This window comes from Sulfitobacter sp. (assembly GCF_036961165.1).
Taxonomy (GTDB): domain Bacteria; phylum Pseudomonadota; class Alphaproteobacteria; order Rhodobacterales; family Rhodobacteraceae; genus Sulfitobacter.
Map to the genome: position 1 here is coordinate 1 of NZ_JBALVJ010000029.1, position 26,326 is coordinate 26,326.

29 protein-coding genes are annotated in these 26,326 nt (G+C 56.0%); 7 read left to right on the forward strand and 22 right to left on the reverse strand.

The window, feature by feature from the left end:
* Positions 1 to 12: 12 nt before the first annotated feature.
* The 4 genes from V7730_RS12960 to V7730_RS12975 all read right to left on the reverse strand — a co-directional run bounded on the left by V7730_RS12960 (position 13) and on the right by V7730_RS12975 (position 3,036).
* Positions 13 to 672, reverse strand: a complete 660-nt coding sequence (locus V7730_RS12960; RefSeq protein WP_335748017.1) for a glycosyl hydrolase family 28-related protein — start codon at positions 670 to 672, stop codon at positions 13 to 15.
* A 38-nt stretch (positions 673 to 710) separates the two neighbouring features.
* Positions 711 to 884, reverse strand: a complete 174-nt coding sequence (locus V7730_RS12965) for a hypothetical protein (protein WP_335748018.1) — start codon at positions 882 to 884, stop codon at positions 711 to 713.
* Between the two features lie 107 nt (positions 885 to 991).
* Positions 992 to 1,393: a DUF4864 domain-containing protein gene (locus tag V7730_RS12970; RefSeq protein ID WP_335748065.1), complete on the reverse strand. Its 402-nt coding sequence runs from the start codon at positions 1,391 to 1,393 to the stop codon at positions 992 to 994.
* 62 nt (positions 1,394 to 1,455) lie between these two features.
* Complete coding sequence (locus V7730_RS12975; protein ID WP_335748019.1) at positions 1,456 to 3,036, reverse strand: lysine--tRNA ligase; 1,581 nt, start codon at positions 3,034 to 3,036, stop codon at positions 1,456 to 1,458.
* Between the two features lie 121 nt (positions 3,037 to 3,157).
* Here V7730_RS12975 and V7730_RS12980 point away from each other — a divergent pair, with 121 nt between their 5' ends.
* Positions 3,158 to 3,580 (forward strand): tellurite resistance TerB family protein, encoded by a 423-nt coding sequence (locus tag V7730_RS12980; protein ID WP_335748020.1) that lies wholly within the window; start codon positions 3,158 to 3,160, stop codon positions 3,578 to 3,580.
* A 6-nt stretch (positions 3,581 to 3,586) separates the two neighbouring features.
* Here V7730_RS12980 and dacB read toward each other — a convergent pair whose 3' ends face one another.
* Positions 3,587 to 5,086 carry a D-alanyl-D-alanine carboxypeptidase/D-alanyl-D-alanine endopeptidase gene (gene dacB / locus V7730_RS12985; protein ID WP_335748021.1) on the reverse strand — a complete coding sequence of 500 codons (1,500 nt, stop codon included), beginning with the start codon at positions 5,084 to 5,086 and terminating at the stop codon, positions 3,587 to 3,589.
* An 86-nt stretch (positions 5,087 to 5,172) separates the two neighbouring features.
* On the opposite strand from dacB, the gene V7730_RS12990 reads away from it, so the two are divergent.
* Positions 5,173 to 5,997 carry a DMT family transporter gene (locus tag V7730_RS12990; protein ID WP_335748022.1) on the forward strand — a complete coding sequence of 275 codons (825 nt, stop codon included), beginning with the start codon at positions 5,173 to 5,175 and terminating at the stop codon, positions 5,995 to 5,997.
* On the opposite strand, the gene V7730_RS12995 is transcribed toward V7730_RS12990, so the two are convergent.
* The 3 genes from V7730_RS12995 to V7730_RS13005 form a co-directional block, all read right to left on the reverse strand.
* Entirely contained in the window at positions 5,989 to 6,591 is a 603-nt protein-coding gene (locus tag V7730_RS12995) for a nicotinate-nucleotide adenylyltransferase (RefSeq protein WP_335748023.1), read from the reverse strand. The genes V7730_RS12990 and V7730_RS12995 overlap by 9 nt on opposite strands.
* Positions 6,592 to 6,660: 69 nt before the next feature.
* Complete coding sequence (locus V7730_RS13000) at positions 6,661 to 8,211, reverse strand: alanine/glycine:cation symporter family protein (protein WP_335748024.1); 1,551 nt, start codon at positions 8,209 to 8,211, stop codon at positions 6,661 to 6,663.
* Between the two features lie 10 nt (positions 8,212 to 8,221).
* Entirely contained in the window at positions 8,222 to 8,662 is a 441-nt protein-coding gene (locus V7730_RS13005; protein WP_335748025.1) for a universal stress protein, read from the reverse strand.
* A gap of 496 nt (positions 8,663 to 9,158) precedes the next feature.
* Between V7730_RS13005 and ettA the strand changes: the two genes are divergently transcribed.
* On the forward strand, positions 9,159 to 10,814 hold the full coding sequence (gene ettA / locus V7730_RS13010) for an energy-dependent translational throttle protein EttA (RefSeq protein WP_335748026.1): 1,656 nt from the start codon (positions 9,159 to 9,161) through the stop codon (positions 10,812 to 10,814).
* Positions 10,815 to 10,913: 99 nt separating this feature from the next.
* Here ettA and V7730_RS13015 read toward each other — a convergent pair whose 3' ends face one another.
* Complete coding sequence (locus V7730_RS13015) at positions 10,914 to 11,888, reverse strand: response regulator (RefSeq protein ID WP_335748027.1); 975 nt, start codon at positions 11,886 to 11,888, stop codon at positions 10,914 to 10,916.
* A 520-nt stretch (positions 11,889 to 12,408) separates the two neighbouring features.
* Here V7730_RS13015 and V7730_RS13020 point away from each other — a divergent pair.
* Together V7730_RS13020 and V7730_RS13025 are read left to right on the forward strand one after the other, a co-directional pair.
* Entirely contained in the window at positions 12,409 to 12,615 is a 207-nt protein-coding gene (locus tag V7730_RS13020) for a cold-shock protein (RefSeq protein WP_007117950.1), read from the forward strand.
* Between the two features lie 155 nt (positions 12,616 to 12,770).
* Positions 12,771 to 13,322, forward strand: a complete 552-nt coding sequence (locus tag V7730_RS13025) for a L,D-transpeptidase (protein WP_335748028.1) — start codon at positions 12,771 to 12,773, stop codon at positions 13,320 to 13,322.
* Positions 13,323 to 13,412: 90 nt separating this feature from the next.
* On the opposite strand, the gene V7730_RS13030 is transcribed toward V7730_RS13025, so the two are convergent.
* From V7730_RS13030 to V7730_RS13070, 9 genes are all read right to left on the reverse strand, one after another.
* A complete protein-coding gene (locus V7730_RS13030) occupies positions 13,413 to 13,808 on the reverse strand; it encodes an ACT domain-containing protein (protein ID WP_335748029.1) in 396 nt (131 codons plus the stop codon).
* A 209-nt stretch (positions 13,809 to 14,017) separates the two neighbouring features.
* Positions 14,018 to 15,013 (reverse strand): ABC transporter substrate-binding protein, encoded by a 996-nt coding sequence (locus V7730_RS13035; protein ID WP_335748030.1) that lies wholly within the window; start codon positions 15,011 to 15,013, stop codon positions 14,018 to 14,020.
* A gap of 55 nt (positions 15,014 to 15,068) precedes the next feature.
* Positions 15,069 to 15,911, reverse strand: a complete 843-nt coding sequence (locus tag V7730_RS13040; RefSeq protein ID WP_335748031.1) for an ABC transporter permease — start codon at positions 15,909 to 15,911, stop codon at positions 15,069 to 15,071.
* Positions 15,908 to 16,828, reverse strand: a complete 921-nt coding sequence (locus V7730_RS13045) for an ABC transporter permease (protein ID WP_335748032.1) — start codon at positions 16,826 to 16,828, stop codon at positions 15,908 to 15,910. The genes V7730_RS13040 and V7730_RS13045 overlap by 4 nt, the downstream gene beginning before the upstream one ends.
* 120 nt (positions 16,829 to 16,948) lie before the next feature.
* Positions 16,949 to 17,728 (reverse strand): ABC transporter ATP-binding protein, encoded by a 780-nt coding sequence (locus V7730_RS13050; protein ID WP_335748033.1) that lies wholly within the window; start codon positions 17,726 to 17,728, stop codon positions 16,949 to 16,951.
* A gap of 3 nt (positions 17,729 to 17,731) precedes the next feature.
* On the reverse strand, positions 17,732 to 18,202 hold the full coding sequence (locus V7730_RS13055) for a hypothetical protein (protein WP_335748034.1): 471 nt from the start codon (positions 18,200 to 18,202) through the stop codon (positions 17,732 to 17,734).
* Entirely contained in the window at positions 18,202 to 19,662 is a 1,461-nt protein-coding gene (hydA, locus tag V7730_RS13060) for a dihydropyrimidinase (protein ID WP_335748035.1), read from the reverse strand. The genes V7730_RS13055 and hydA overlap by 1 nt, the downstream gene beginning before the upstream one ends.
* A 10-nt stretch (positions 19,663 to 19,672) precedes the next feature.
* The gene (locus tag V7730_RS13065) at positions 19,673 to 19,897 is read right to left on the reverse strand and encodes a hypothetical protein (protein WP_335748036.1); all 225 of its coding nucleotides are present in this window, start codon (positions 19,895 to 19,897) and stop codon (positions 19,673 to 19,675) included.
* Entirely contained in the window at positions 19,894 to 21,144 is a 1,251-nt protein-coding gene (locus V7730_RS13070; RefSeq protein WP_335748037.1) for a Zn-dependent hydrolase, read from the reverse strand. The genes V7730_RS13065 and V7730_RS13070 overlap by 4 nt, the downstream gene beginning before the upstream one ends.
* A gap of 205 nt (positions 21,145 to 21,349) precedes the next feature.
* Here V7730_RS13070 and V7730_RS13075 point away from each other — a divergent pair, with 205 nt between their 5' ends.
* Both V7730_RS13075 and V7730_RS13080 read left to right on the forward strand, forming a co-directional pair.
* A complete protein-coding gene (locus V7730_RS13075; protein WP_335748066.1) occupies positions 21,350 to 21,931 on the forward strand; it encodes a TetR/AcrR family transcriptional regulator in 582 nt (193 codons plus the stop codon).
* A 97-nt stretch (positions 21,932 to 22,028) separates the two neighbouring features.
* The gene (locus tag V7730_RS13080) at positions 22,029 to 22,490 is read left to right on the forward strand and encodes a hypothetical protein (RefSeq protein ID WP_335748038.1); all 462 of its coding nucleotides are present in this window, start codon (positions 22,029 to 22,031) and stop codon (positions 22,488 to 22,490) included.
* A gap of 6 nt (positions 22,491 to 22,496) precedes the next feature.
* Here the strand turns inward: V7730_RS13080 and preA are convergent, their stop codons facing one another.
* The 4 genes from preA to V7730_RS13100 all read right to left on the reverse strand — a co-directional run bounded on the left by preA (position 22,497) and on the right by V7730_RS13100 (position 26,300).
* A complete protein-coding gene (gene preA / locus V7730_RS13085; protein ID WP_335748039.1) occupies positions 22,497 to 23,804 on the reverse strand; it encodes an NAD-dependent dihydropyrimidine dehydrogenase subunit PreA in 1,308 nt (435 codons plus the stop codon).
* An 11-nt stretch (positions 23,805 to 23,815) separates the two neighbouring features.
* On the reverse strand, positions 23,816 to 24,163 hold the full coding sequence (locus tag V7730_RS13090) for a DUF1428 domain-containing protein (protein ID WP_335748040.1): 348 nt from the start codon (positions 24,161 to 24,163) through the stop codon (positions 23,816 to 23,818).
* A gap of 42 nt (positions 24,164 to 24,205) precedes the next feature.
* Positions 24,206 to 25,528 carry an NAD(P)-dependent oxidoreductase gene (locus tag V7730_RS13095; RefSeq protein WP_335748041.1) on the reverse strand — a complete coding sequence of 441 codons (1,323 nt, stop codon included), beginning with the start codon at positions 25,526 to 25,528 and terminating at the stop codon, positions 24,206 to 24,208.
* Positions 25,529 to 25,652: 124 nt separating this feature from the next.
* The gene (locus tag V7730_RS13100) at positions 25,653 to 26,300 is read right to left on the reverse strand and encodes an arylesterase (protein ID WP_335748042.1); all 648 of its coding nucleotides are present in this window, start codon (positions 26,298 to 26,300) and stop codon (positions 25,653 to 25,655) included.
* Positions 26,301 to 26,326: the final 26 nt, after the last annotated feature.

Genomic DNA, 26,326 nt, shown 5'->3' on the forward strand with positions numbered 1-26,326 from the left:
CCTTGGTCCACCTTAAGTTGGCTGCAAACTGGTCGAATTACTGGGACCACCTCTCAGCGCCTGAAATGCCTTGCTGAACGCAAGATCTTCGTCCTCGAATGCCTCGATATAATTAGGCAGGTCGAAGTTTCTCCGCAGCAACAGAATCGCAGCAGTCGGCATGGTGACCTTGCCTTCAAACTTCGTTTGCGTGTCAAACGTGACGCTTCCGTTAAGGAGAAACGTGCCCGAAGGGATCAGAACTGTCCGCCCGTTAGCAGCGGAATTTGCCGCCTCGAACGCCGCGGTGTCATCAGTGACGCCATCACCAATGGCACCATAGTCGCGTACGTCAACAGTAGCGACAATATTGCCCAGAAACAAATGAGAGACATCATTGATTTCGATATCGTCGACCCGCACAACACCGCCATTCTGCCCGACGAGATCAATGCCGAAATGTCCGTAGGCAGCGGTCGCACCCCAAACCATATCCACCCCGGCTCTGTTCCCGATGCCGACAATCGCACTGACCTCGATAACTTCACCATTGCAGTCAGCGGTGTAACCGCGCCTTCGGTGACAACACCCAAATTGGCAGAACCATTCGATCGCTCGGCATAGGCTGCAATGCGGACCGCTGGCAGATTGCTCCTGATCGCTTTGACGCGCACTTTGATCTGGACATAGCATCCCGGCTCGATCGGTGTTTGGCCCTTGTAACGTACCCTCTAGGTGCTGTCGGTCTTCAGAATTTCCAACGCCCCGCCAAAATCCTGATCTGCCGGCACAAAGGCACCATTGCCTGAGGTGGCATAACTAGGCGATCCAGATGTGCCGTTCCCGTTTGAATATGCCGCCAGTCCCTCTGAATAGGGGGCAGGCGTGTATGTGGCCATGTTCATATATATATCCCTTTCGCGCTTCTCCGGCGCAACTGCCGGACAGGCATTGGGAAATATCAACAAGGCGTTTACGGGCCGCTATGGCACCGTCACGGTGGCGTTGCGCCTCAGACTGCCGCCCCCGGCGCATCCAGAATCTGCACCCCACTTATCCGCCAGCCCTCGGGCGTCTCAATCATTCGGTATTCAAGGTAATGCGGGCGGCCATCGGCATCTGTGATCTGCACCCTCTGCCAAAAGCTGCCACCTTCTTCACGCAACTCCAGATATGTCACATCAGCCGGACGCCAAACCATCGGATAGCCCTGCGTCACCATGCGGCCGAAATTTTCAGGTGACTGAAAAAACTGCTGCAAACCAGGGCTGGCGAAGGTGAAAGCGGTGGCAAAATCATCCACCTTAAACGCCTCGAACTGTTGGCTGATGGTGTTGCGAATATCGCTATCTTGCGCCTGCGCGCCAAATGCGCCCATCACCGCAATTGCTGCGGTCAAGACCAGTACTCTCATCATAGCTACTCCTCTGGCTTACGTGACTCTAGGCAAACCACGCAAGCCAGAGGACAAGAGTTTCACGCCGCTGCGAGTTTTCCCGCCAGCGCATCGTCGATCAAAGAAATGGTTTCATCCACACCGTAGAGCGCGATGAATCCGCCGAACCGTGGCCCTTGAGACGCGCCTAGCAGCACTTCGTATAGTGCGGTGAACCAATTGCGCAGCGGCTCAAAACGTTCTTTGCCGACGGCAAAAACCATCGTCTGCAAAGCTTCCGCATCCAGACCGCTATCCCACGACGCCAATTGCGTGCGCAGATCTTCTAATGCCTCGCGCTCCAGATCAGACGGTGCGCGGAACACTTTGGCAGGTTTCACAAAATCGTTATAATAGCGTACCGCATACCCTGCCGCCGCATCCATACTGGGGTTGCTCTCAGGTGTTGCCTCTGGCGCATACCGCTGGATAAAGCCCCACAACTGCGCCTTGTCCTCAGCCGAGGAAACTGACGCGAGGTTGAGCAGCATCGCAAAAGGCACAACCATATCCGACTTTGGCACATCGCCACCGTGGATGTGCCACACAGGGTTGTTCAATTGTGCTTTGATATCTTGCGTCTCATAGGCGCGAAGCTGTTGGTGATATTCGTCCACAGCTTTCGGAATCACATCGAAATACATGCGCTTGGCCGTCTTGGGCTTGAGGTACATGAAATAGGACAAAGATTCGGCGCTGGCATAGGTCAGCCATTCGTCGATCGTCAGGCCATTGCCGGAAGACTTCGAAATCTTGTGACCATCCTGATCCAGAAATAACTCATAGATGAAATGCTCAGGCGCGCGGGCACCCAAAATTCGGCAGATGGAATCGTAGATTGGCGTATTGGTCGAGTGGTCCTTGCCGTACATCTCGAAATCAACGCCAAGTGCGGCCCAGCGTGCGCCAAAGTCCGGCTTCCATTGCAGTTTTACATTGCCACCGGTCAGGGGCAACGTCATCTCCTCGCCCTCTTCAGTGTCAAAGGTGATCGTGCCCGCCTTTGCATCCACTTTCTTCATCGGCACATACATCACGCGACCGGTTTCAGGATGGATGGGCAAGAAAATTGAATAGGTCTGGCGACGTTCTTCACGCAGAGATTTCAGCATCACAGCCATAATCTCGTCGTACTTTTCAGCCGCAAGCATCAGGATTTCGTCAAACAGGCCAGAGCCATAGAATTCTGTGGCCGAGTAAAACTCGTACTCAAAACCGAATGTGTCTAGGAACCGGCGCAGCATGGCGTTGTTGTGATCACCGAAGCTGTCGAACTTGCCAAACGGATCGGGGACAGACGTCAACGGTTTTTGCAGATGCTCGGCCAGTGCCACAGGGTCGGGCACGTTGCTTGGCACTTTGCGCATCCCGTCGAGATCGTCCGAGAAGCAAATGAGCCGCGTGGGAATATCGCTGATCGCCTCGAAAGCACGGCGGATCATGGTTGTCCGCGCGACCTCGCCAAAGGTACCGATGTGCGGCAAGCCGGAGGGGCCATAGCCTGTCTCAAACAACACATAGCCCTTTTCCGGCATCTTTCCCTGATAGCGTTTGAGTACCCGGCGCGCTTCTTCAAAAGGCCACGCTTTGCTCTGCATTGCTGCATCCCGCATCTCAGACATATCAAACTTCCCGAAAATTATCGTCCGCGCCCTATCGCGCGGCTGTCGCTTCATCTATTGTGCAAGGCCTACGCCGTCAATATTCTGCAGGCCTACCGGTTGCGCGCAAAGGACCCATCCAATGACAAATGACCCTTCCCTCGCGCTGAGCGCCCAGGATTGCCTTATAGCTGTAATGGTTGCTGTTTCCGCCTCTGACGGCGATATCGGCACAACCGAGTTGATCAAGATTCAGGCAGCCGTAAACCTGTTGCCAATTTTTGCGGACTTCGACGTGGACCGGATTAAAACCGTCAGTCAGATAGTGTTTGACTTGTTTGAACAGGAGGACGGGCTTGATGCGCTCTTTGGTCTGATCAAAGGCGCGCTGCCTGACCGCCTCAATGAGACAGCCTATGCACTGGCTTGTGACGTGGCCGCGGCCGATGGCACGCTAGAAGAAACCGAACTGCGCTTGCTTGAAGAAATCCGCTATGAGCTGGAAATAGATCGTCTTCATGCTGCCGCGATCGAGCGTGGCGCACGCGCGCGCCACTTGACCTGAATAGGCTCAGGCGCCGTACAGCACGCCCCAGCGTTCCAATAACTGCTGCTGCATGCGCTTTGCGCGGCGGTTCCAGCTAACGCCACCGGGCGGGCCTTCACGCTCCGCGCGGGTAAGTTTGGCGCGGATACTTTCATCTGCGGCAAATATCGCAAAGGCCATCTCGGTGCCATTCGGCCCCGTCAGATACCCCGCGAGAGATGAGACAAAGTTAAGCGTACCGGTCTTGGCGTCGACCTTGATCGGATGATCCTTGACCACCTTGCGCTTGTCATCACGCATCGCAATCGGCTTCAGGATGTCACGCATCCCCTCCGCGTGAACCTTCAACAGCGCAGTTACCATGTCGCTTGCGGTGATACGGCTGTCATCACCAAGGCCAGAATGGTCCACCAGCGCGGCAGACTGCATCCCCAGACGGGTTTGCGCCCAAAGGTTCATCTCTTGTGCTGACGCCTTCAAGTTGTCTGAGGGTTTGCCACGCGCAGCCGTTGCGGCAAGCCCCACCATTTCAGCGGTCAGGTTCGTAGACCATTTCAACATGTCGCGCAGGATACTGCGCAAATCTGTGCTCTGATTGCTGACCAGCACCTCACCCTCGGGCAGGCTGGTGACCATCTTTGGCGCACCAAGGCGTATCCCGTTAGACCCTGCGAGGCTCTCGAAGACCTCACCAGCATAAAGCCCCGGCTTGCGCACTGGCAACCAGCGCGCACCGCTGCCGCCCAGCGCGCCGCGCGCGACTGTCCAAGCGTCACGGCCGGCACTATTCTCGTAGGTGTACACTGGCGAAGAGCGATCCCTGATCTGCATCGCCGCCATCCGCACCGCGGGGCGGTATTTTTCCGTCCGCCCCTCCATTGTGATGGCGTATTTACCATTCGCGCGCTTCCATTCAAAATGCACACGGTTGTAGTTGAGCGCGATGCCCGACACTCCGGGGTTATAGCCGACCTGATCTGGTTGCTCGGGATCAATACGGTCCAGAACCGGCAAACTTGCCTCGTAAACCTTGAAATCGCCCCTGACACCAATGATGCCCGCCGCCTTCAGATTGGCCGCCATTTTGGCCAGCGTGTCAGTGTCCAACGTCGGGTCATTGCCACCGACAAGTATCAGATCACCCAAAATTTCGCCGTCTGCCACGCCACCGGTGGCCAGCAACTGCGTCTCGAAACGATGGTCCGCCCCAAGAGCATCCAGCGCATAAAGCGCGGTGATCGCCTTTGTGACGCTGGCAGGCGGACGGGAAGTCGCCGCCTGCGCACTTTCAAGCGTCATTCCCGAGTTCAAATCAGCCACCACGAAGGAAACCTTGTCCGTGAGCTTTGCCTCGCTCAGGATGTCCTTGGCGCTGCGCACGGCACGTTTAAGGAGATCCTCGCCGCGCATCACCGGCCGCAGGGAGGCCTCGGGCGGAGCCGCCTGAACAGCAGGCGCACCAATCAAGCACGCTGCGGCCACAGCCGTACCTAAAAAATATCGTCGTGATAATGCGCGTTCCATGCCCTAGGGTTACCGCAAGAGCAGACCCGGCTACAAGCGGTCAAAAATCACTTTCTGTCCATTAATTTGCGTGCTAGCGCAGCGCGATGCAACGCGCCGTTCTTATCATGTTTCTAGCCATGTCGCTGATCCCTGCGGGGGACAGCGCCGGAAAACTGCTGACCAGCTCCTACGCGACAGCGCCGATATTCGTCGCTTGGTCCCGCTTTGTTGTGGGGGCCCTTGCGGTCTTGCCGTTTGTACCGCGCAGCGCTTGGGCGCTCTTGCGGAACTGGCGCATCTGGCTGCGGGCGGCCACACTTGCCGCTGGCATTACCTGCATCCAGACAGCGCTGAGGGTCGAAGACGTCGCAACCGTTTTTGCTGCCTTCTTTATAGGACCGCTTATTAGCTACGCATTAGCGGTCCTATTCCTGCGCGAGCCGGTGACGCTGTTGCGCTCGGTACTGGTTCTTGTGGGCTTTGCTGGTGTCCTAATCGTGGTACGCCCCGGAATGGAAACCAGCGCAGGCGTTCTTTGGGCTCTTGCCGCGGGTACATGTTATGGCGTTTTCCTGACCATGTCGCGTTGGCTCGGCCCCTTGGGCACCCCCATGGCCCTCACGTTCACACAACTGCTTATCTCTGCACTATTGTTGCTGCCATTCGGGCTGGCGCAAGTTCCCCCTATGACAGGAGCTATCGCCGCCCTGACTATTACCTCTGCCCTATGCTCAATGTTGGGTAACTTGCTGTTGCTCTTTGCCTACAAGTTGGCACCCGCCACGCGGATCGCACCGATGGTCTATTTCCAACTGGTCGCAGCCGTCGGCCTTGGCTGGGTGATCTTCGGCGATCTGCCAGACGTTTGGACATGGACCGGACTTATCGTCATCCTGACCGCGGGTCTTGCTTCAACCCGTTTACGCTGACCATCCACCAGAAGCGCGGATCGCAGACGAGGACACATCCATCATCGGCACATTCACAAAACACCATGCGGGTGCATGGGTGTGCGCCAACCCTTGACTGAACCGACCCGGAATTCTGTATGGCGCATAGAGAGTGGCGGTGCGGCTCATCCGGGCCGATATCCGCTGCCCCGGACGCGCAAGAATGCCCATCGGAACCGAATTCACAATATCCTGCCAGTCCTGCCAAAGATGGAACTGCGCCAGATTATCCGCGCCCATCAACCAGACAAACCGCTGCTTCGGATAAAGCCCTTGCAGCGCGCGCAATGTCTGGGCGGTGTACCGCGTACCGAGACGCTCTTCGATCCCCGTCACTTTTACACGCGGATGCTGCATCACCGCGCGGGCCTGCGCAAGGCGCTGTTCCATAGGCGCGGGTCCGTGAGACTTAAGCGGGTTTCCGGGGCTCACAAGCCACCAGACCTGATCCAACCCAAACCGTTTGAGCGCTTCACGCGTAATATGCGCGTGCCCTGCATGCGCGGGATCAAACGACCCGCCCAACAGACCGATCACCTGACCAGATGCCGCATATGGAATATCATGGCGCAAAACGAAAACGGCCCCCGAGGTATCTCAGGGGCCGAAAGGACGGGATGCCCCACCATTTGTCAATCAGAGTCAGCTCTCGTATTTGACGATCTCGCCAGACTTCAAGCGACTGAAGTAGCTATTCATCTCGCGCTTGACGATCGGCATAAGGAAGTAGAGCGCCGTAATGTTGACAACAGCCATGGCAAAGATCATCGCATCAGAGAAGTCGATAACCGCACCCAGCTGAGCTGCTGCACCGACGATGATGAAGAAGCAGAAGATCAACTTAAAGATCAGCTCGGTCGTTTTGCCCTCACCAAACAGGTAGGTCCATGCCTTCAGGCCGTAGTAGGACCAGCTGATCATGGTAGAGAACGCAAACAGGATCACCGCAACCGCCAGAACGTAAGGGAACCAGCTGAAGCCCGTCGCGAATGCCGCAGAGGTCAACGCCACACCGGAAGACCCATCGGTCGTCTGGATCGCATTACCCGCCTCGTTCAACACGAAGTTGCCTGTCGCAGGGTCCATCACCAACACGCCAGAAATCGTGATAACCAGCGCCGTCATGGTGCAGATCACAACCGTATCAATGAAAGGCTCCAGCAGTGAAACAACACCCTCGGTCACAGGCTCTTTTGTACGCACGGCTGAGTGTGCAATCGCCGCAGAACCAACACCGGCTTCGTTCGAGAATGCCGCCCGCTTGAAGCCTTGGATCAACGCACCGACGAAACCGCCAGCAACACCAAGACCTGTAAAGGCACCGGCAAAGATCTGGCCAAAAGCCCAGCCAATCTGGTCTGCGTTCACAATCAGAATGATCAAAGCGGCAATTACATACATCACACCCATGAACGGCACGACCTTCTCGGTCACCGAGGCAATGGATTTGATCCCGCCAACAATGACCATGAACACTACAACAGCAAAGATACTGCCAGTGATGAGGCCAGAGAAATCTCCCGTAATCTGGGTGATCTGCGCATGTGCCTGATTGGCCTGGAACATGTTCCCGCCTCCCAATGCACCGCCAATCGTAAAGATCGCAAAGATCACCGCCAGCACTTTGCCACCTGGCAGGCCACGCTCTCTGAAACCCTTGGTCATATAGTACATGGGACCACCCGAAACCGATCCGTCAGGATACTCGTTCCGGTACTTCACACCCAATGTACACTCGGTGAATTTCGAGGCCATGCCAAGCAGACCGGCCACAACCATCCAAAAGGTTGCCCCCGGACCACCGATCCCGACAGCCACCGCAACACCTGCGATGTTACCCAGACCCACGGTACCCGACAGCGCTGTTGTCAGCGCCTGAAAGTGGCTCACTTCGCCCGCGTCGTCAGGGTCAGAATAGTCGCCCTTGACCAGACTAATCGCGTGACCAAATGCCTTAAACTGGATGAAGCCGAAATAGATCGTGAAGATCGACGCGGCGACAACCAGCCACAGCACAATCCAAGGAAAGTTTGTGCCAGGCAGGTTCATGAAAATCAGGTTCACGAACCAGCCTGTAGAGCTAGCGAACACATCGTTGACCTTCTGATCGAAAGAGACCGCATCCTGCGCGGCCGCAAGTGTGGGCAGGCTTAACGCCGTTGCCGCAAACCCGCTTGCTAGAAATCGTTTCATATCTGCCCCCTTATGGAATGACCGTGATCGGAACGCTGGACGCAGCAACCAGCCGCCCCGTCACGCCACCAAACAACCGCTCTTTCATATTCCGTTCGCCCACACGCCCAACGACGATCTGCGAAGCGTTGTGCTTTTTGGCCAGCTTTTCCAGAATCTCGGCGACATCGCCGTGCTTGACGATCCCCTCCACAGTGCAGCCATCGGATTGTGCCAACGCAACAGCTGGGTCAATCACCCGCTCACGGGCAAGGTTCAGTTCTTCTTCACGGCGGGCATGACGCATTTCGTTTTCTTCAGCGGTCTGAAAGCTAAACGGCGACCATTCGATGACATAGACCAGCACAATACGACAATCGCCGATAAGCTTGGCCCGGGATGATGCGAAATCGAGCGCGCGCTTGCCCGCATCCGATCCGTCCAGACCCACGATGAGAGTGGTTTGAGACATTATATTTCCCCTGTTTGCGACTGCATCAAAATAGCAGTCCGGTTTCTCCCCCGCCAATCTGGGCAAAATACCCGAGGAGGATGCTTAAACTCTAACATCATACACTGCGACATTTTGACCTATTTTTTCAATACTTCGGGGAATTGGCCTTAATTTTCCGATTTTACATCCCGAATGATTCCCAAGCGAGGTGAAATATGATCATGCGACCTTATCCGCCTTCATTAACTCTGGAAGCCGGTGTCTTGTAGAATGAATTGTTGGCTAGGCTGTGAAACTGCCATCGATATCAGAACAGCTATTCACCCGATGCGCCTGAATCTGCCTCAAACTGTTCCTACCCCGTGTCGTTCGCACCCATGAACGGCGCAATAGACGTCTGTCTAAATCAACGCATCATCCGATCCGCTTCGGGCGCGATATCCTTGTGCCGTTGATCTTGCCTTGCGCGCCAGTTATTGCAAGCCAAACCCTGACTCATACGAGGAACAGCGCCATGGCCGCATATCAATACGTCTACCACATGCAAGGGGTCTCGAAAACTTACCCCGGTGGTAAAAAATGCTTTGAAAACATCCACCTAAATTTCCTTCCCGGCGTGAAAATCGGTGTCGTCGGCGTGAACGGCGCTGGCAAATCCACCCTGATGAAAATCATGGCTGGTATGGACAAGGATTACACAGGAGAGGCTTGGTCCGCTGAAGGCGTCCGTGTTGGATACCTGCCGCAGGAACCTAAACTTGATCCTACGTTGACCGTACGCGAGAATGTCATGCTGGGTGTTGCGGGCAAAAAGGCGATCCTGGACCGCTACAATGAGCTGGCCATGAACTACTCGGACGAGACTGCCGATGAGATGGCATCTTTGCAAGACCAGATCGATGCCGAAAACCTCTGGGATCTCGACAGCCAGATCGACGTCAGCCTCGAAGCCCTGCGCTGCCCCCCAGATGACGCGCACATCAACGATCTGTCCGGCGGTGAAGCTCGCCGCGTGGCACTGTGCAAACTGCTGCTCGAAGCGCCAGAAATGCTGCTTCTTGACGAACCAACCAACCACCTTGACGCAGAAACCATCGCGTGGCTGCAGCAGCACCTGATGGCCTACAAGGGCACGATTCTGATCGTCACCCACGACCGTTACTTCCTAGATGACATAACCACATGGATTCTGGAACTCGACCGCGGTCGCGGCATTCCTTGCGAGGGTAACTACTCTGATTGGCTGGAGCAAAAGGCCAAGCGTCTGAGCCAGGAATCCCGTGAAGACAAATCCCGCCAGAAAACGTTGGAGCGCGAGCTTGAATGGATGCGTCAGGGTGCCAAGGCCCGCCAGTCCAAATCCAAAGCGCGGATCAAATCCTACAACGAGATGGCAGACCAGTCAGAGCGTGAAAAGCTCGCGACGGCGCAGATTGTCATCCCGAACGGTCAGCGCTTGGGCAACAAGGTGATGGACGTCGAAGGACTGTCCAAGGCCATGGGCGACAAGCTGTTGGTCGAAAATCTCAGCTTCTCCTTGCCGCCCGGCGGCATTGTCGGCGTTATTGGCCCCAACGGTGCCGGTAAATCAACCCTGTTCAAGATGCTGACCGGTCAGGAACAGCCAGATGCAGGCACGATCGAGGTCGGCGACACTGTGCAGCTGTCCTATGTCGACCAGTCACGTGATGACCTAAACGCCGACGATAACGTCTGGCAGGCAATCACAGGAGGGGCCGAACTGATCCAGTTGGGCGATGCCGAAGTGAACTCCCGCGCCTATTGTTCGTCCTTCAACTTCAAGGGCAGCGATCAGCAAAAAAAGGTCGGGCTGCTATCTGGTGGTGAGCGTAACCGCGTTCACATGGCGCGCCTGTTGAAATCAGGTGGCAACGTGCTGCTGCTCGATGAACCGACAAACGATCTGGACGTGGAAACCCTGCGTGCGCTCGAAGACGCGCTGGTGGACTTCGCCGGCTGCGCCGTGGTCATTTCCCACGACCGCTTCTTCCTCGACCGTATCTGTACCCACATCCTTGCCTTTGAAGGCGAGGCCCATGTGGAGTGGTTCGAAGGCAACTTCGAGGACTACGAAGAAGATAAAAAACGTCGTCTTGGTGCCGATTCACTTGAGCCAAAGCGCCTCAAGCACAAGAAGTTCATGCGCTAAAGTTGATGAGGGAGGGCGGCCATTGCGCCGCCCTTTCTACTTTGCGGGGAGCCCGCGCACCATTTCCCCGAACGCAATGATTTGCCTAAATAGCTCCGATCAGGCCCCTGCGATCCTGAAGGACAATCTTTCGAACAATCCCTGAACCTGAAAGGGATCAGCTTGACTGCCCAGATCCGCGCGGGACTGAAAGCTGCGCATGACATCCGCAGCCATCTTTCCCGGCCAAGCCTCGGGCCCTTCGATCCGGCGTGCGGTGATGATTGGTGTAATCGACATCCCTGTCGCGCGACTATCCCAGAGTTTAACAAGCGCATGGTTCGTCCCACGCTGCAAATCAGTCTGTTTCAAAGTCGCACCCTCATGGGCAGCAACAAACATGGTCCCGCGACCTGCATAGGCAAAATAGCAATTCTGCGCGTCAATCACGTCACTCAAGGCGTTGCTGACAGCTTCAATACCCGCACGGAACTGTGCAGGTCTACTGCCGCGATAGAACTCCAGCGCGTTATCCATTTGGACACTGAACAAGGTCAGATCGAGACGGGAATCTCCTCTGCGCAGCAATTCGTTCTCAAGACTCAAGAAACGTTTCACACAAGGGCGTGGTTGCAGGTCGAACGGCTCATCAAATGACACCTCTGCGAGCCGCCCAAGTTCCTCTAACGCAGCAGAGTTTACCCGCTCTCGCTGCTGACTGTCATTAAGCAACGCTGCCAGCCTGATCCGCGTCACCAACTCCAACGCGTCGAAGGGCTTACTGACAAAATCCGTCGCCCCGGCATCGAATGCGCGGCTCATCATATCGCGCGCGCGGCTTGCGGTTATCATGATGACAGGCGTTGACCGGTAACGTTCAAGCGTGCGCAGCTTGGCGCAAACCTCAATCCCGCTTGTCCCAGGCAACATAATATCCAGCAAGAACACATCGTAGGGCACCTTCGCAATCTCGATCAATTCCAGCGCATCCTCGGCGGATGCAGCGAAGGTAATGTCATCAAAGCCGTTTTCTTCAAGCGCGACCCCGAGAACATCCAGTGTCACCGGGTCATCATCCACTGCCAAAATTCGCACTATCGGTTCCTCGCTCACTACCAGTTGCCCCGGCAGGTTAAGCAGGAGCCCTTTTCCTAATAATTGACGCAAATCACGGCAGAGGTGCGGCAGCCGCGTGTCAACAAGACGTACAGAAAGGTGAATCTAAGATAAATTCACGCTGCGGCGTCCAGAAAACCTTGGCTAAGGCAGGTCCCGTCAGCAGATTCGGCATGCCAGCGCCACTCAAATAAATGCCACTCATTTTGGTGGAAATCCCGCGCTGAGTTGGCCCCGTTCTTAGCTTTGATAGGGCGAAAAGTCATAAAACCCCTTGGCTTTCTATAGGGATAGCCCCCTCACCCCCGCGCTGGCAGATGTTTGCCTTTGCCCCCCATGCCACTTGAAATTCTGGGGTCTTTATGCCATATCTCAAAACGCAAACGTTATCTTTATCCAGACCACTGTCTCCGCTACCGCGTTCAGTCTCTCGATTACAGACCGACCAAGCCGGGCCATCGCACACTGCGGATGGCATTTAAACTTAGGAGACTACGGAATGGCTACTGGCACCGTAAAATGGTTTAACACTACAAAAGGCTTCGGCTTTATCGCACCCGATGGCGGCAGCAAAGACGTGTTCGTGCACATCTCTGCTGTTGAACGCGCTGGCCTCACAGGCCTGGCCGACAACCAGAAAGTGACTTTCGACATCGAAGCTGGCCGTGACGGCCGCGAATCTGCGACAAACATCGCACTCGCGTAAGCTGTTCAACGCGGCGCAGACTTAGATCCGCACCCGCAGAACACGGCATTTTGACCGGCCATTCTGCAACGAATGGCCGGTTTTTCCGTTCTGGGCTTGATAATTTAAGTATTTTTGCGACATTGACGCCAATTCATCCGAAAAAGGACCATAAAATGCGCCGTCGTACATTTATTGCAAGCTCTATCGCTGCCACCGCCCTGCCCCAGGTCGTTTCCGCCCAAGCAGCGGCTTTTGATCCGACGCCGCAAATGGTGCGCGTGAAGAAGAACTACCAAGTCGGCGAAATGCTGATCCTGCCACGCAGCTACTATCTGTATTTCATCACCGATGAAAACCAAGCCATGCGTTATGGCGTTGGCGTTGGCAAAGCAGGTCTGGAATTTACCGGCTCCGCAACGATTTCAGTGAAAAAAGAGTGGCCCACGTGGCGCCCGACCGATGAAATGATCGAGCGGGACCCCCAGTCCTACGGCCGCTTCATCGGCAACACAGAAGCACAGCCCGGTGGCCCCGATAACCCGCTCGGTGCGCGCGCACTTTATCTGTTCCAGAACGGCAAAGACACGTACTTCCGCATCCACGGCACCACAGCGCCCAAATCTATCGGTCGCTCGGTGTCCAACGGCTGCATCCGTATGTTGAACGAGCATGTTCAAGATTTGTACCAGCGCGTGCCGATCGGGACCAAAGTGACGGTTCTCTGACTACACTGAAATCACATTAAAAAGGGCCGGTGCTTGCGCCGGCCTTTTCTATTTTGCCCAAGCAGACTTTTCTACCGACCATGCAGCAGATCAGCGCTTAGACAGCTCCTCTAGAACGTTCATCGCATCATGCTCGCGGCCATCTGGAACAAACAGATGGTCATGGAAGAAGCCCGAAACAGGGTTTACCCCCATGTCATGCTTTGCAAGTTCCGTTGCAATTCGAGCCATAAACCCTACCGCTTCTAAAGACGAGTGAATGTTCAGTGTGATCATCCGGCATGGAAATTCGTAAGCCAGCCCATGCTTTTCGGCTTCAGACTTCAGCAAGATATAGGTGGTTCCTTCCGCTTCTTTGAACATCATACGAGGCTCAATGCCTGCCAGTGTCTGATAGGACTGAAGGGTGACGAAAACATACAAACCATCAACGAGAACTGCAGATAGCGACTTAATGAGTTCATCTAAATTTGATTCAACGGTCATGCCTGATTCACTTTGCTGGATTTTACTGATTTGTGAGTATGTAACTGGAAAACGTGCATGTCGAGTTGGCAGGTTTCAGACAACCCTAGCCGGCTCGGATTTCAAGCGGCCCCTGACAACCAAACGTACAGACTTCGGGCGGACAGCAAGCATGAAAAAAGGGGCCCGCACTTTTGTGCCAGCCCCTTCCTTCGGTCTATTGTCTGAGCTTACTTCAAAGCGGCATCTGTAATCACAGACGTCCACGCACCCTCTGGCTGCTTGGAGATCACCGGATCAGAACCACCAGCCAGCAGCGTATCCACTGTGCGCTGGTAATCGGCTTCGACCAATGCACCGTTGGAACCAGCAGTCAGCTTGGCGATTTCTTTCATCATACGGACCTGTGCGTCCTCGGATTGGGCGCCGGTTTCATCATTCTCGATGATGATGCCGCCTGCTTCCTCGGGGTTCGCTGCCGCATACTCCCAACCCTTCATCGAAGCGCGTACAAAGCGGGTCATCTTGTCAACAAAGACTTCGTCCTTGAGGTTGTCTTCAAGCACATAGATGCCGTCTTCCAGCGTCGCGACACCTTGGTCTTCGTACTTGAACGTCACCAACTCATCTGGGTTCACGCCTGCATCCAGCACCTGACCGTATTCGTTGTAGGTCATCGTCGAGATACAATCCGCTTCACGTTGCAACAGCGGATCTACGTTGAACCCCTGCTTGAGCACGGTCACACCGTCCTCACCGCCATCTGTGTCGATGCCTTCTTTGCTCATCCAGCTCAAGAACGGATATTCATTGCCAAAGAACCACACGCCGATGGTCTTACCCTTAAAGTCCTGAACAGACGTGATGCCGGTATCTTTCCAGCAAGTAAGCATCAGGCCAGACGTCTTGAATGGCTGGGCGATGTTCACAACTGGAAGCCCCTTCTCCCGCGCAGCAAGCGCTGATGGCATCCAGTTCAGCATCGCATCCGCGCCTCCGCCCGCAAGAACCTGTGGGGGTGCGATATCAGGACCACCCGGCAGGATCGTCACGTCCAGACCTTCATCCTCATAGAACCCCTTATCCTGAGCCACGTAGTAGCCAGCAAATTGGGATTGAGTGACCCACTGCAACTGCAAAGTGACTGCATTGGCGTGCCCATCCGCAAGCATCGGCGTCGCCGTCATCCCTGCGGCACATGCCGCCGCCATCATAAATTTTTTCATCGTTCGACCTCCAAGTCGGTTGGTTATTAATAGCCCCGTTTATCGGGGTCGTTGGTTATCTCTGTGACGGGTGCCAGAACGTCACCCGCTTTTCGATCAGGCTCATCATCCCGTAAAATGCGCTACCGGCCAAGGCCGCCACCACAATCTCGGCCCAGACCATATCAAGCGCAAGCTGCCCGAAGCTAGTTGAGATGCGAAAGCCCATCCCAACTGTAGGCGAGCCAAAAAATTCAGCAACAATCGCGCCGATCAACGCGAGCGTTGTGCCGATCTTCAAACCGTTGAAGATAAACGGCATCGCGGCAGGCAGTCGAAGCTTGAACAACGTGGGCCAATAGCCCGCCGCATAAGTCCGCATCAGATCACGCTGCATGATATTGGTATCTTTCAGCCCTGCAACCGTGTTCACAAGGATCGGAAAGAATACCATCACAGCAACCACAGCGGCCTTGGATTCCCAATCGCTGCCCAGCCATTTCACTAAAATAGGCGCGGTGCCTACGATCGGCAAAGCGGCCATAAAGCTGCCCACGGGCAAGATCCCGCGTGTCAGAAAATCAGAGCGATCCGCAATCACGGCCACAACAAACGCCGCGAGCGCACCAACGATATAACCGCTCAAAGCGCCCTTAAGCACAGTCTGACGGAAGTCCGCCCAAAGGGTTGGCCCCTCTTGGCCAAGCCGTTCCAGCACCGCGGAAGGTGCGGGCAGGATCACGGGGTTCACCTCGAACCCGCGCACCATCAGCTCCCACACGACCAAAATCACCAGACCAAATATCGCTGGCACCGCGATCTTGACGATAGTGCTGTCTGATGACGCGCCGTTCGCAAGGCGCACATTCACCCACCACCCAAGGACCCAAAAGATCAAACCGAGCATTACATAAATCATGCTGCACCCATCCCCATCCGTCGCAGGGTTGCCCGCTCGATAACACTCAACAGACCCACCAGTGCCGCCGCAGTCAAGGCTGCTGCAAACAGCGCAGCCCAAGACACCAGCGGTTGCCCGTATTGATCACCAACCAGCATCCGCGCACCAAATCCAGCGCGCGCGCCAGTCGGCAGTTCAGCCACAATCGTCCCAATCAGTGACGCTGATATCCCGATCTTGAGCGATGCAAAAAGGTACGGCGCAGAGGCAGGTAGCCGCAGCGCCCAAAAGCTTTGCGTGTCCGATGCATTATAGGTCCGCAACAGGTCAAGTTGCATTGCCGACGGGCTGCGCAGCCCTTTCACCATGCCGACCACTACAGGAAAAAACGACAGATACGCGGCAATCAACGATTTAGGAAACAGCCCTTGTATGCCCATCGAACCCAACACAACAATCACCATCGGCGCCAGCGCCAGAATAGGGATGGTCTGGCTCACAATCGCCCAAGGCATGACTGAACGCTCCATCACGCGGCTATAAACAATCCCGACCGCCAGCAAAATGCCCAAGCCCGTCCCTATTGCGAAGCCCAGCAGCGTTGGCGCCAACGTCACCCAGCCATGATAAACAAGCGACCGCTTCGAGGTAACCTTCTTGGCAAAGATCGTATCGTACATCTCGCCAGCTACCTGTTGTGGGCTGGGCAGACGCGGGCGTTTGAACCCGTATGTCAAAGGGATCAAATCAGGATTGCGAAGGGCCAGCGCGATACCGCCAACCTCTTGCCGCGCAGCAGGCGTATCAGGCTCCACCAGAATTCCGTCCCGCTGTGACTGATCCGCAACCAGATGCATGTTCATCGGGACGACTGCCAGAAGCCAAAAACCCAGGATCGCGGCAATAACTGTCAGGACAGGCACAACAGACTTCACGATGCACCCCCAGCCATGAGTTCCACCAGAATTGCATGTCTACGCGCGGATAAGGAAACGCCGTGGGAGGGCGGGCGGGACGTCGTCGCAGACGCGTGCAGGACGACATCTGCACAAACATCAGTCATCCGCATGCCCCGCCCGCAACCCTTCACGCACCCGGTGCGCAATCGCCAAGAATTCCGGTGTCTCACGAATCTCCAAAGGTCGCTCCTTCGGCAGAGTACTTTCGATCACATCCGTAATGCGCCCAGGTCGCGGGCTCATGACTACAATCTTGGTGCTCAGATAAACCGCTTCAGGGATCGAGTGAGTGACAAAGGCGATCGTCTTGCCTGTCCGCTCCCACAACTTCAAAAGCTGCTCGTTCAAATGGTCGCGAACAATCTCGTCCAGCGCACCGAACGGCTCGTCCATCAACAGGAGGTCCGCATTAAACGACAGTGCCCGCGCAATACTCGCACGCTGCTGCATCCCACCGCTCAATTGCCATGGAAACTTGTTCTCGAACCCCGAAAGCTCGACCAACTCCAGTACCCGCGCAACCCGCTCGACACGCTCGGCCTTGGGCACGCCCATGATTTCCAAAGGCAGCCTGATGTTCCCGCCAATGGTGCGCCATGGATACAGCCCCGCCGCTTGAAACACATAGCCATAAGCCCGCGCTTCCCGCGCCGCTTGGGGAGAGACACCATTCACGGCAATCTCGCCACCCGTCGGCTGTTCCAAATCCGCCATTACCCGCAGGAATGTCGTCTTGCCGCAGCCCGATGGCCCGATAAAGCTGACAAATTCGCCCTGCTTGATGTCAAGATCGACGCCCTTGAGCGCATGGATAGGCCCGTCGTTGGTCTGGAAGGTCAGGTCGAGGTTCTTGGCAGAAATTACAGATGCTGACATGGCTTAGGCTCCCTTAGTTTCGGGTGAGCAGTAGATCCGAAACGCAATATACGGCCCTAAGAAAAAGGCAATCGTTGCAGGGACGAAGAAAATTCCCGCAAAACTGTTAAGGTCCGGATAAGCCAAAATTCCAAATGGCACCATGCCTCCAAAAAACGCGACACCAAAGGAACTGACTGCCGCAGCGCCAGGATCACCCAAACCATTCACAAAAGGTAAGTTCCATATCATAAGCCAAATCAGCAAACCTATGGCGATACCCCAGCTCCAATTAATGGGACCTCCGATCAACAAGCCCCCAACGGTTATTGTTAGAAAACCATCAAGCAAAAGTACCAACTGCATTTTCCCGGAAGCTAACTGAAGTCCACAATACCCCAAACCCATAACAATTAGTGACAATGGGATAGTCAAAGCGCCAACTCTCCACCATCGACTGTCGTTCAACATTTCCGAGCGAGTGAGAAGAACCATCAAATCCCCGCCGGAATATTCAACGGATCACGCTTGATCATCTTCGGTGAATTCAACTCTTTCCATTTCGACAGCGCGACATTCGCACTCGGGAAAGCAGGCCGCGGCACAAACCGTCCTCGCCCCGGATTAGGCTGCGAATTCTGGCCCCATGCCCAGATCACTTCACCACGGCTCAGCGTAAAGCGGCTCTGCGCGCGCACCTCGAACCCTTCGAACACATTGTAGTCCAGCACCGAATGATGGTTCGCAGGGGAGATCGTCTTGGTAATCTTCGGATCCCAAACCACAATATCCGCATCCGCACCCTCAACAATCGCACCCTTGCGCGGGTAGATATTCAGGATTTTCGCCACATTGGTCGAGGTCACAGCTACAAATTCATTCATCGTCAAACGACCCGTCTCGACCCCCTCGGTCCACAACACAGCAAGGCGTTCTTCCAAACCGTTCGACCCGTTCGGAATGATCCGGAAATCATCACGCCCCGCCCGCTTCTGCTCAGTGCTGAACGCCGCATGATCCGTTGCAACCACCTGCAAGCTCCCCGCCTGCAAGCCAGCCCACAGCGAATCCTGATGATCCTTGCTGCGGAACGGCGGCGACATAACCCGCCGCGCAGCATGATCCCAATCCTTGTTGAAATACTCGCTCTCATCCAAGGTCAGGAACTGGATCAACGGCTCGCCATAGACGCGCATCCCCTTTTGCCGCGCACGCCGGATCGCCTCATGCGTTTGCTCACACGACACGTGCACGATGTACAATGGCACACCCGCCGTGTCTGCAATCGTGATCGCACGATTGGCGGCTTCGCCTTCCAATTCAGGAGGCCGGGAATAGGCATGGCCCTCAGGCCCCGTGATTCCCTCGTCAAAATACTTCTGCTGCAATTCCGCGACCAGATCGCCGTTCTCCGCATGCACCATCGGCAGTGCACCCAACTCCGCACAGCGCTTGAACGAGGCGAACATCTCATCGTCCTCAATCATCAACGCGCCCTTGTAGGCCATGAAGTGCTTGAACGAATTCACGCCCATATCTACCGCGTCTTTCATCTCGTTAAAGACGTTTTCATTCCAGCCCGTGATCGCCATGTGATAGCCGACGTCCGAGCAAATCTGCGGCGCGGACTTCCGGTGCCATTCGTTGATCGCATTCTTGATCGAGCCATCTTCACCGGGCAAACAGAAATCCACAATCATCGTGGTCCCGCCAACCGCTGCCGCCCATGTGCCACTTTCAAACGTCTCTGCCGCTGTGGTCCCCATAAACGGCATCTCAAGGTGCGTGTGTGGATCAATCCCGCCGGGGATCACATAGGCCCCCTCCGCATCAATGTACTCGTCGCCCTTAAGGTCCGTCCCGATCTGCTTGATCGTTTCTCCCTCAATCAAAACATCCGCGACCCAAGTCCGGTCCGCCGTGACGACCGTGCCGCCTTTGATTACTTTGGTCATCTTCTAACTCCTAATTGTCGCGGTCGATCACAATGTTTCGGAAGACTAAATCCCATTCCGGATTCATCCTAATGCCCCAAGTTTTATTTCCACATAAAAATGAGGCTGCAGCTTGAATGGAAGCAAAAGTCTTTTCGTCGCTAATCTTGTTGCCGCCTTGTGGGCCACAGACAAATAGCCCGTCTTTCTTTCTGGCTTCAGCAACCATTCCGGTGCCGGCCTGATAAATCCTCACCCAACAATCTCCGCTGTCTCCACCACCGCATGCAGCAAAACATCAGCCCCCGCCATGGCCCATTCCTTGGTGATCTCTTCCGCCTCGTTATGCGAAAGCCCGTCCACACAAGGACACATTACCATCGCAGAGGGTGCCACGCGATTGATCCAGCACGCGTCATGCCCTGCGCCCGAAATCAGGTTCATATGGGAATACCCCAGCCGTTCCGCCGCGTTGCGCACAGCCGTGACACAGCCCTCGTCGAACGCCACGGGATCAAACCCGCCGACCTTCTCGAACTCAATCCCCAGCCCCATGTCATCGGCAATCGCCTGCCCCTCGACCCGCAACCGCGCCTCCATATCCTCGATTACCGACAGATCAGGCGAGCGGAAGTCGACCGTAAACACCACCTTACCGGGGATCACATTGCGCGAGTTCGGGAAGACATCGATATGCCCCGCCGCCCCCACCGCATGAGGCGCATGGCTCCACGCGATCTCATCGACCGCACCCAAAATCCGCGCCATCCCAAGTCCCGAATTCTTACGCAGCGGCATCGGGGTAGAGCCTGTGTGGCTATCCTTGCCGGTCACCGTCACCTGCGTCCACGACAGCCCTTGGCCATGCGTGACAACACCGATATCCTTGCCTTCGGCCTCCAAAATCGGCCCCTGCTCGATGTGCAGCTCAAAGAAAGCATGCATCTTGCGCGCGCCCACTTCTTCCTCGCCGCGCCAGCCGATCCGTTTCAGTTCGTCACCGAACGCTTTGCCTTCCGCATCGACCCGGTCATAGGCCCAATCTTGGGTATGGATACCTGCGAACACGCCAGAGGACAGCATCGCAGGCGCATAGCGCGTGCCTTCTTCATTGGTGAAATTCGTCACCACGATCGGATGCTTTGTCTTCACGTTCAGGTCGTTGAGCGTGTGGATCAGCTCCAGCCCGCCCAGCACACCCAGAACCCCGTCATACTTGCCGCCCGTGGGCTGCGTGTCCAAATGGCTACCCACATAGACCGGCAGCGCATCAGGGTCCGTACCCTCGCGGCGAGCAAACATGTTGCCCATCTGGTCCAGGCCCATCGTGCAGCCTGCGGCCTCACACCAGCTTTGGAACAGCGCGCGTCCCTCACTGTCTTCGTCGGTCAGGGTCTGGCGATTGTTGCCACCCGCGATCCCCGGCCCGATCTGTGCCATCTCTATCAAGCTGTCCCACAGGCGGTCTGGATTGATTCTGAGGTTCTGTCCGGGCGCTGGCATTGCGGGCTCCTATCTGTCTTATTTCGGTCACCAGAATATGATCGTTTTTTTACCGTTTGGTAAAGTGACGATTGCGCCTCACTTCATTCCTGTCAAGAACTGCTTTAGAAAGACCCTCAGAGCGCTTGTTTAACTGCCCAATTTTCCAGCACCTGCGGAGCCGCCTGTGACAAACACCCCTGTAAAGAACCCAAGCCGCATCCAGATGCGTAACCGCAGGCTGATTCTCGACTCCGCCCTCGAGGTCTTTTCCCGCGACGGATTTGGCGGCGCGACGCTGGATGCGATTGCCAAAGGAGCGGGGCTCAGCAAGCCCAACGTCCTCTATTATTTCGAAGGCAAAACCGAGATTTACGTGACCCTTCTGAGCCAGCTTCTGGAGACATGGCTTGATCCGCTGGTCGAACTTGATCCGCAGGGCGATCCAGTCGAAGAACTGCTCGGCTATGTGCGTCACAAGCTGGATATGTCACTGGAACTTCCTGCCGAAAGCAAACTCTTTGCCGGCGAAATCCTGCAAGGCGCACCGCACATCGCGGATTATCTCAAGAATGACCTTAAACCGCTGTTCGACCGTAAATGTAGTGTCATTCAATATTGGATTGCGCAGGGAAAACTTCCAGATATCGACCCGGCCCATTTGATCTTTTCGATCTGGTCGACCACTCAGCACTATGCGGATTTCGGGGCGCAAGTCAGCGTTCTGCTTGATGAACAGGACCCAGCCGCTCGCGCGCATCAACACCTTGAAAAGATGTTCCGCCGATTGCTGTCACCCGTTAACTAATAAGCAAGATTCCCTCCCTGAATTAGGGATGTGTTAACCCCTTAGGATGAATTCTAGCCGTGGGTGGCGGCTACTATTGCAAGAAAAGGGGCAAGTCATGGCGTTGAATATTCCTGTAAACCTGATGAGCACCATCGCGCCGCCGACGCAGGCACAAAGCGCGTCCAACACCGCCGAAACTGGTGGTGACACAAACACTATTCAGCCAGTAGCCAAGTCTGGAAACACGCGTGGCGCATCGACGGGAAGCGATAGCAACGCGGGCTACGGAACTGCGTATCACAAAGCCAGCATTCCAAAGCCAGAGGGCGCAGAACCCAAATCGGTGGTCAGCGCGCAGGCACAAGCTGCCTCAGGCAATCAGATCGACACGGCAAAAGAAACGGACATCGCCCGGACGAAGGCCCTGATCGCCAGCGTGGCAGCGGCACCAGCTACCCTCAATGAATTGGCGGACCGCCCGAACAAGGTGGACCGCTATGCCCCACCTGACCCGTTGCCCACAGCACCAATCCTCAAGACGCCCGCACCAAAGCCGTTTAGGACGTCTCCGGACTGATCCCGCCTATTCTGCCGCCGTTGCCGAAGAAGGGTTGTTGGGGTGCGTTGTCCAGTTGGCATATGTATCCTCGACAACCTTGCCGGTGCGTGGATCGGTTGCGCCTGCGTCCATTGGCACCATCGAAATACAGTTATCCACCGGACAGACCTCTACGCAGAGGTTACAGGCCACGCATTCCTCATCAATCACGGTAAAGGTGCGGTCTTCGGACATTGCGATCGCTTGGTGCGAAGTATCTTCGCAAGCAGCAAAGCAGCGTCCGCAGCTGATGCAGTCGTCCTGATTGATTGACGCCTTGGCAATGTAGTTAAGGTTCAGATACTGCCAGTCGGTCGTGTTCGGCACCGCCGCACCCATGAAGTCCTGAATAGAAGTGTGACCCTTCTCGTCCATCCATTCGGACAGACCGCTGATCATCTCTTGCACGATCTTGAAACCATAGGTCATCGCCGCTGTGCAGACCTGAACGTTGCCACAGCCAAGCGTGATGTACTCAGCCGCGTCGCGCCATGTTGTCACGCCGCCGATACCGCTGATCGGCATACCAGCTGTGGCTGGCGCACGGGCGATCTCGCTCACCATGCTCAGCGCGATCGGTTTGACTGCCGGACCACAATAGCCACCATGCGTGCCCTTGCCGTCAATGCTTGGGTGCGGGCTCATCGTGTCCAGATCGACCGCGACGATAGAGTTGATCGTGTTGATCAAACTGACCGCATCGGCCCCGCCACGCCGTGCCGCTTCGGCAGGTTTGCGTACATCCGTGATGTTTGGCGTCAGCTTCACAATCACCGGTTTGGAATAATACTGCTTACACCAGCGCGTCACCAATTCGATGTATTCAGGCACCTGCCCCACGGCTGCGCCCATGCCACGCTCTGACATGCCATGCGGGCAGCCGAAGTTAAGTTCGATCCCGTCTGCACCAGTGGCCTCAACCTTTGGCAGAATGTCTTTCCACGCCTGCTCCTCGCAGGGCACCATGATGCTCACGATCACGGCGCGGTCAGGATAGTCGGCCTTGACGCGGGTGATCTCGTCCAGGTTGGTCTGCAAATCGCGATCAGTGATCAGCTCGATGTTGTTAAGCCCAAGCACGCGCCGGTCTGCACCGTGGATCACGCCGTAGCGCGGGCCATTTACGTTGACGACGGGCGGCCCTTCAGAGCCGAGTGTTTTCCAGACGACACCGCCCCAGCCCGCCTCGAATGCGCGGCGAACGTTGTATTCCTTGTCCGTCGGCGGCGCAGAGGCCAGCCAAAAGGGGTTTGGGGATTTGATGCCCAGAAAGTCAGTTGTCAGATCAGCCATGGGAGATGCTCCTACATATCCACGAGGGTTTCGAACCCGCCATAAATCAGCCGCGCCGCATCAAACGGCAGCGCGCCCATTTCGGCTAAACGCGGATCGCGCATCGCCTTTTCCATATTCGCGTCGCATGTGGCCTTGTCCGGCCATTCCTGCCAGCCGGTCACAACCGTCTCGCCCTCTTTGGCCGCAACGGCGAGAGGGAAGGACGTGCGCTCCCCATCCGGCACCATATCGCCCCACAGCTCGACCACGCGAAGCGCGCCATGGGATTTCAAGATTTCCGCAGCCATCCGACAATGCGCAAGATAGGCGTCTTTCTGGTCAGTCGGCACAGCGGCAACAAAGCTCATTACATACATCGCTAAAGTCTCCTCTTTGCAGACATCATAGCACAAAAAGACCTATCCAATGAGCAACGCATGAATATCCATTGCGGCATCGCGGCCCTCCGCCACGGCGGTCACAGTCAGGTCATCCCCGCCAGAGGCGCAGTCACCACCAGCCCAAACACCACTAACCGATGTGCGACCTACGCCATCCACTTTGATCTTACGGTTCTCAAGCGCGGGAAGATCGCCGCCTTCCAGTGTTTGACCAATCGCCTTGAAAACCTGATCCGCGGCCAACCGCAGGGTCTGACCAGTCGATGCCATATCGTCGCCTACATAGTCGAAATCGATCTCGCGCACCGCGCCATTACCGATCACGGCCTTTGGCGTTGCATGGGTAACGATCCGCACACCTTTACTGGCAGCAAGATCCTGCTCGAAGGGGCTGGCGTTCATCCGGTCGCGGCCACGGCGGTAAACCAGCGTGACGTTGAGCGCGCCCAACAGCTTGGCCTGAATGGCCGCATCAATGGCTGTCATACCGCCACCAATCACGACAACATCACGGCCCACTGGCACCTGCGCCACATCAGACGCCTGCCGCAGTTCCGCGATGAAATCCACCGCGTCCAACACGCCATCTTTGTCCTCACCGTCTGCGCCAAGCGCGTTCACGCCACCCAGACCCATACCAAGGAACACAGCATCGAAGTCAGACTTCAGCTCATGAAGCGTCACATCGGTGCCCAATGTGCGGCCCGTCTCGATCGTAATACCGCCGATCTTTAGCAGCCAGTCCACTTCGCCTTGCGCGAAATCATCCGGTGTCTTGTAAGCCGCAATTCCATATTCATTCAGGCCGCCAGCCTTGGCCCGTGCATCATAAACCACCACGTCATGCCCTAGCATCGCCAGACGGTGCGCCGCAGACAGGCCAGCAGGCCCTGCGCCCACAACCGCCACGCGCTTGCCCGTAGAGGCTGCGCGGGTGAAGGGATGCACGCCCTGCTCTTGCAAATGGTCCGTAGCATAGCGCTGGAGTTGACCTATCAATACCGGCTTGCCCTCTGCCATCTCACGCACACAGGCCTGCTCGCACAGCTGCTCAGTTGGACAGACGCGGGCGCACATACCACCCATGATATTCTGGCTCAGGATCGTCTTGGCCGCCGCATCGGGCGTGCCTGTGGCGATCTGCCGGATGAACAACGGGATGTCGATATCCGTCGGGCACGCCGTGATGCAGGGCGCGTCGTGGCAAAAGTAGCAGCGGTCCGCTGCAACAACCGCCTCATGTGTATCCAGCGGCGGATGCAGGTCCGCAAAATGCGCCTCATAGGTTTGCGGGTCTAACCGCCCTGCCTGTACGCCTGCTTCAAAAACCTTGTCCGCCATTGCTGATCCCCTGAGAAAACCGTTCCTTGGGTCAAACGCTGGCACAGGTCCATTTTTTTATCAACTGGTAAAATTTAGACTAGCTCTTAAAAAATTGCTACTGCCTGAAAAACGGGCAAACGAGTCAGCTGCTCGCTTTCACCTGCCCGATCAGCTCCTGTACCTTCGGTCCCACCACCTGAATGATGCGCGCGACACCTTTCGCATTCGGGTGGATTCCGTCGGCCTGAAACCACTCCCGAAGGGTCGCCGGATCGGGTGCCGTGCCGTCTTCGCTTAGTCCAGCAAAGAAGCTTTCAAGGTAAACGGCGCCATAGGCTTGTGCCAATTCAGGATAAAGCCCATCGAACTGCGCTTTATACTCCGGCCCATAATTTCCTGGAGCGTCCATCCCTATCAACAAAACCTCAACCTCGGCTTCTTGGGCGGCCTGCAAAATGCTCTCAATATTGCTGCGCGCCTGATCCGGCGACAGGCCCCGCAGCAAGTCATTACCGCCCAGTGTCACGATCATCGCGTCTACCTCTGGCGTCAGTGTCCAACTAACCCGCGATAACCCGCCTGCGGTGGTATCACCCGACACGCCGGCGTTGATCAGCCGCACATTCTCGCCTTCAGCCTGCAACCAAACTTCGAGTTGCGGGACAAAGCCTTCCTCCTGAACCAATCCATAGCCTTGGGTCAGACTGTCGCCCAAAGCGGCAATGACCACGTCACCCGCCTGCGCCATTCCCGCATAAACCGTAAGAATCACTGCTAAAGCCTTGCGCATCGCGACATTCCCTCCATATCCCACAG